Genomic DNA, 5,755 nt, shown 5'->3' with positions numbered 1-5,755 from the left:
CTTGATACGACCAACCGAGCCGGCGACCCGATCATCGGCAAAGACGAGGCGAGCCTACGCGAAATTCACGAAGCGTTGCAGCAGACATATTGCCGCACCATCGGCGCTGAATTCACGCACATCACCGATTCCGAGCAGCGCCAGTGGTTCCAGCAGCGTCTGGAAAGCGTGCGCGGCCGTCCGACGTACTCCGCCGACATCAAGAGCCACCTGCTCGAACGTGTTACTGCCGGCGAAGGTCTGGAAAAATACCTGGGCACCAAATACCCGGGTACCAAGCGTTTCGGTCTGGAAGGCGGCGAGAGCCTGATTCCGATGCTCGATGAGCTGATCCAGCGTTCCGGTTCCTACGGCACCAAGGAAATCGTGATCGGCATGGCCCACCGTGGCCGTCTCAACGTGCTGGTCAACACCTTCGGCAAGAACCCGCGCGAGCTGTTCGACGAGTTCGAAGGCAAGAAGAAGGTCGAGCTGGGGTCCGGTGACGTTAAATATCACCAGGGCTTCTCGTCCAACGTCATGACCGCCGGCGGTGAAGTTCACCTGGCCATGGCCTTCAACCCGTCCCACCTGGAAATCGTTTCTCCAGTGGTCGAGGGTTCGGTTCGCGCCCGTCAGGATCGTCGTAACGACCCTACCGGTGAGAAGGTTCTGCCGATCTCCATCCACGGTGACGCGGCATTCGCCGGTCAGGGCGTGGTGATGGAAACCTTCCAGATGTCGCAGACCCGCGGTTTCAAAACCGGCGGCACCGTGCACATCGTGATCAACAACCAGGTTGGTTTCACCATCAGCAACCCGCTGGACTCGCGTTCCACCGAGTACGCAACCGACGTCGCGAAAATGATCCAGGCGCCGATCCTCCATGTGAATGGTGATGATCCGGAAGCCGTATTGTTCGTGACCCAGCTGGCCATTGACTACCGCATGCAGTTCAAGCGTGACGTGGTAATCGACCTGGTCTGCTACCGTCGTCGCGGCCACAACGAAGCTGACGAGCCAAGCGGCACCCAGCCTCTGATGTACCAGCAAATCACCAAGCAGCGCACCACCCGTGAGCTGTACGCCGAACGCCTGACTCAGTCCGGTGTGGTGGATGATGAGCGTGTACAGGCCAAGATCGACGAATACCGCAACGCGCTGGACAACGGTCTGCATGTTGTGAAAAGCCTGGTCAAAGAGCCGAACAAAGAGTTGTTCGTGGACTGGCGTCCGTACCTGGGCCACGCCTGGACTGCACGTCACGACACGCGTTTCGACCTGAAAACCTTGCAGGAACTGTCCGCCAAGCTGCTGGAAATTCCGGAAGGCTTCGTGGTTCAGCGCCAGGTTTCGAAAATCTACGAAGACCGTCAGAAAATGCAAGTCGGCGGCCTGCCGATCAACTGGGGTTACGCCGAAACCATGGCATACGCGACCCTGGCGTTCGAAGGTCACCCGATCCGCATGACGGGTCAGGACATCGGTCGGGGTACGTTCTCGCACCGTCACGCTGTCTTGCACAACCAGAAAGACGCGGGCAGCTACATCCCGTTGCAGAACCTGTACAAGGGCCAGCCACGTTTCGACCTGTTCGATTCGTTCCTGTCCGAAGAAGCCGTACTGGCGTTCGAATACGGTTACTCGACCACCACGCCTGAGGCGCTGGTGATCTGGGAAGCCCAGTTCGGCGATTTCGCCAACGGTGCCCAAGTGGTTATCGACCAGTTCATCACCAGTGGCGAGCACAAGTGGGGCCGTCTTTGCGGTCTGACCATGCTGCTGCCGCACGGTTATGAAGGTCAGGGTCCGGAGCACTCTTCGGCTCGTCTGGAGCGTTACCTGCAGCTGTGCGCCGAGCACAACATTCAGGTTGCCGTGCCGACTACGCCGGCCCAGATCTACCACTTGCTGCGTCGTCAGGTGATTCGCCCGCTGCGCAAGCCGTTGATCGTGCTGACACCGAAGTCGCTGCTGCGTCACAAACTGGCCGTTTCGACCCTGGAAGATCTGGCCGAAGGTTCGTTCCAGACCGTTATCCCGGAAATTGATGTTCAAGACCCGAAAAAGGTCGAGCGCATTGTTCTGTGTAGCGGCAAGGTCTACTACGACCTGCTGGAAAAACGCCGTGCCGAAGGTCGTGATGACATCGCCATCGTGCGTATCGAGCAGCTGTACCCATTCCCTGAGGACGACTTGAACGAAGTCCTGGCTCCGTACACCAACCTCAAACATATCGTTTGGTGTCAGGAAGAGCCGATGAACCAGGGTGCCTGGTACTGCAGCCAACACCACATGCGCCGCATCATTGGCAATCACAACAAGGCACTCGTTCTCGAGTACGCCGGCCGTGATGCTTCTGCTGCACCTGCTTGTGGTTATGCATCGATGCACGCTGAGCAGCAGGAAAAACTGTTGCAAGACGCCTTTACTGTTTAACGCCTTCGCGCACCTGAAACCGAATTTAAGGACCCACAGATAATGGCTATCGAAATCAAAGCCCCCACTTTCCCGGAATCGGTTGCCGATGGCACCGTTGCCACCTGGCACAAAAAACCAGGCGACGCCGTCAAGCGTGATGACCTGATCGTCGATATCGAAACCGACAAAGTGGTACTGGAAGTGTTGGCTACCGCCGACGGCGTGCTGGGCGCTATCGTCAAGAACGAAGGCGACACCGTTCTGTCCGACGAAGTCCTGGGCTCGATCGAAGAGGGCGGCGCTGCTGCTGCCGCTCCAGCCGCTGCCGCTGCTCCGGCCGCTGCACAAGCTGCTGCCCCGGCTGCCGAAGGCGAAGACGATCCTGTTGCTGCACCGGCTGCTCGCAAGCTGGCTGAAGAAAACGGCATCAACATCGCTTCCGTTGCCGGCACCGGCAAAGGCGGTCGTGTGACCAAGGAAGACGTCGTAGCCGCTGTTGCTGCCAAGAAAGCCGCTCCGGCTGCCGCACCTGCCAAGGCTGCTGCTCCGGCCGCCGCTGCTCCTGTGTTCGCTGCTGGCGACCGCATCGAGAAGCGCGTACCGATGACCCGCGTGCGCGCCACCGTTGCCAAGCGTCTGGTAGAAGCTCAGTCGAACATGGCGATGCTGACTACTTTCAACGAAGTCGACATGACCGAAGTCATGGCCCTGCGTTCGAAGTACAAGGACCTGTTCGAGAAGTCCCACAACGGCGTACGCCTGGGCTTCATGTCGTTCTTCGTCAAGGCTGCCACCGAAGCGCTGAAACGCTTCCCGGCTGTCAACGCGTCGATCGACGGTGCTGACATCGTTTACCACGGTTATGCCGACGTCGGCGTGGCTGTTTCCAGCGACCGCGGCCTGGTTGTACCGGTCCTGCGTAACGCCGAACTGATGAGCCTGGCTGAAATCGAAGGCGGCATCGCTGCTTTCGGCAAAAAGGCACGTGACGGCAAGCTGTCGATGGACGAAATGACCGGTGGTACGTTCACCATCACCAACGGTGGTACCTTCGGTTCGATGATGTCGACCCCGATCGTCAACCCGCCGCAAGCGGCCATCCTGGGCATGCACAACATTCTGCAGCGTCCTATGGCGATCAACGGTCAGGTCGTTATCCGTCCGATGATGTACCTGGCTCTGTCCTACGATCACCGTCTGATCGATGGCAAAGAAGCTGTGACCTTCCTGGTTACCATCAAGAACCTGCTGGAAGACCCGGCTCGTTTGCTGCTGGATATCTGATAGAAGCGGCTGCAGGTTTCAAGCTTCAAGCTGCAAGCAATTGCAGCTTGGCTTGAGGCTTGCGGCTTCAAGCTTGTTGCCAAAAGAGGATTTTTTGAATGTCGCAGAAATTTGACGTAGTAGTGATCGGTGCGGGCCCTGGCGGCTACGTGGCTGCCATCAAAGCAGCGCAACTGGGTCTCAGCACTGCCTGCATCGAGAAATACACCGACAAGGAAGGCAAACTGGCTCTGGGCGGTACTTGCCTGAACGTCGGCTGCATTCCATCCAAGGCGCTGCTGGACAGCTCTTGGAAATACAAGGAAGCCAAAGAAGGCTTCGCGATCCACGGTATCAATCACGCTGGCGTGACCATGGACGTGGCAGCAATGGTTGGCCGTAAAGCCAACATCGTCAAAGGCCTGACCTCTGGCGTTGCTACCCTGTTCAAGGCTAACGGCGTTACTTCCCTGCAAGGCCACGGCAAACTGCTGGCCGGCAAGAAAGTCGAGCTGACCAAGCCAGACGGCACCGTCGAAATCATTGAAGCCGAGAACGTGATCCTGGCTTCCGGTTCGCGTCCGATCGACATTCCACCGGCTCCGGTTGACCAGAACGTGATCGTCGATTCGACCGGCGCGCTGGAATTCCAAACCGTACCTAAGCGTCTGGGCGTGATCGGCGCTGGCGTGATCGGTCTGGAACTGGGTTCGGTCTGGTCCCGTCTGGGCTCCGAAGTCGTGGTTCTGGAAGCGCTGGAGAAGTTCCTGCCAGCCGCTGACGAAGCCGTTTCGAAAGAAGCCTTCAAGACCCTGACCAAACAAGGTCTGGACATCAAGCTGGGCGCTCGCGTCACCGGTTCCAAAGTGAATGGCGACGAAGTCGTTGTGAACTACACCGATGCCAATGGCGAACAGAACATCACGTTCGACAAGCTGATTGTTGCCGTTGGTCGCCGTCCAGTGACCACCGAGCTGCTGGCAGCTGACAGCGGTGTGAACATCGACGAACGTGGTTTCGTTTTCGTTGACGACCAGTGCGCTACCAGCGTTCCGGGCGTTTACGCAATCGGTGACGTGGTTCGCGGCATGATGCTGGCGCACAAGGCGTCCGAAGAAGGCATCATGGTTGTAGAACGCATCAAGGGCCACAAAGCCCAGATCAACTATGACCTGATCCCGTCTGTTATTTATACTCACCCGGAAATCGCGTGGGTCGGTAAAACCGAGCAAACCTTGAAAGCTGAAGGCGTTGAAGTTAACGTCGGCACTTTCCCGTTCGCAGCCAGTGGCCGTGCCATGGCAGCCAACGACACCGGCGGTTTCGTGAAAGTCATTGCTGATGCCAAGACTGACCGCGTACTGGGCGTCCACGTGATTGGCCCGAGCGCTGCAGAACTGGTTCAGCAGGGCGCAATCGGTATGGAATTCGGCACCAGTGCCGAAGACCTGGGCATGATGGTTTTCTCCCATCCGACCCTGTCCGAAGCCTTGCACGAAGCTGCTCTGGCAGTGAATGGCGGCGCCATTCACATCGCCAACCGCAAGAAGCGTTAAGACAAGACAATAAGAAACCACGGCGGAAGGCCCGTCGTGAGCCTTGCGTGCAAGACTCACCGCGGAATGTCCGCCGGACGCAGCCTTGCGTAGTCTCACCGGTTATCCGGAACACCTACGCAAGCAGCAGTCACAGGTGGTGCGGCACTTGAATAAGTGCAGCACCGAATGCGCAGTACCTAACGAAGACGGTAATAAGCATGAATCTTCACGAGTATCAGGGTAAGCAGCTGTTCGCTGAATACGGCCTGCCAGTATCCCAGGGTTTCGCCGTAGACACCCCGGAAGCAGCAGCAGAAGCGTGCGACAAAATCGGCGGGACCGAATGGGTTGTCAAAGCCCAGGTTCACGCAGGTGGTCGCGGTAAAGCGGGCGGCGTTAAGCTGGTTCGCAGCAAAGAAGACGCCAAAGCATTCGCTCAACAGTGGTTGGGCAAGCGTCTGGTGACTTACCAGACTGATGCCAATGGTCAGCCAGTCACCAAGATCCTGGTTGAATCGTGCACTGATATCGCTAAAGAGCTGTACCTGGGCGCT

Annotated in this window: 4 protein-coding genes; all 4 read left to right on the top strand. The window is 58.0% G+C overall.

Annotated elements, in window-relative coordinates; translation table 11 throughout:
- Nucleotides 1-2,418 (top strand): 2-oxoglutarate dehydrogenase E1 component (locus tag ACIOYV_RS33085; protein WP_401330669.1); only part of this gene is annotated, 2,418 nt, incomplete at its 5' end.
- A 42-nt stretch (nucleotides 2,419-2,460) separates the two neighbouring features.
- Nucleotides 2,461-3,684, top strand: coding sequence for a 2-oxoglutarate dehydrogenase complex dihydrolipoyllysine-residue succinyltransferase (odhB, locus tag ACIOYV_RS33080; protein WP_054049461.1), 1,224 nt, complete (start codon nucleotides 2,461-2,463; stop codon nucleotides 3,682-3,684).
- A 98-nt stretch (nucleotides 3,685-3,782) separates the two neighbouring features.
- A complete protein-coding gene (lpdA, locus tag ACIOYV_RS33075; RefSeq protein WP_054049464.1) occupies nucleotides 3,783-5,219 on the top strand; it encodes a dihydrolipoyl dehydrogenase in 1,437 nt (478 codons plus the stop codon).
- A 200-nt stretch (nucleotides 5,220-5,419) separates the two neighbouring features.
- A partial coding sequence (locus ACIOYV_RS33070) for an ATP-grasp domain-containing protein (RefSeq protein ID WP_401330664.1) occupies nucleotides 5,420-5,755 on the top strand: 336 nt, incomplete at its 3' end.

The organism is Pseudomonas sp. NPDC087342 (genome assembly GCF_044744265.1).
Taxonomy (GTDB): Bacteria; Pseudomonadota; Gammaproteobacteria; order Pseudomonadales; family Pseudomonadaceae; genus Aquipseudomonas; species Aquipseudomonas nunensis.
This window is presented reverse-complemented; position numbering and strand designations above follow the sequence as displayed.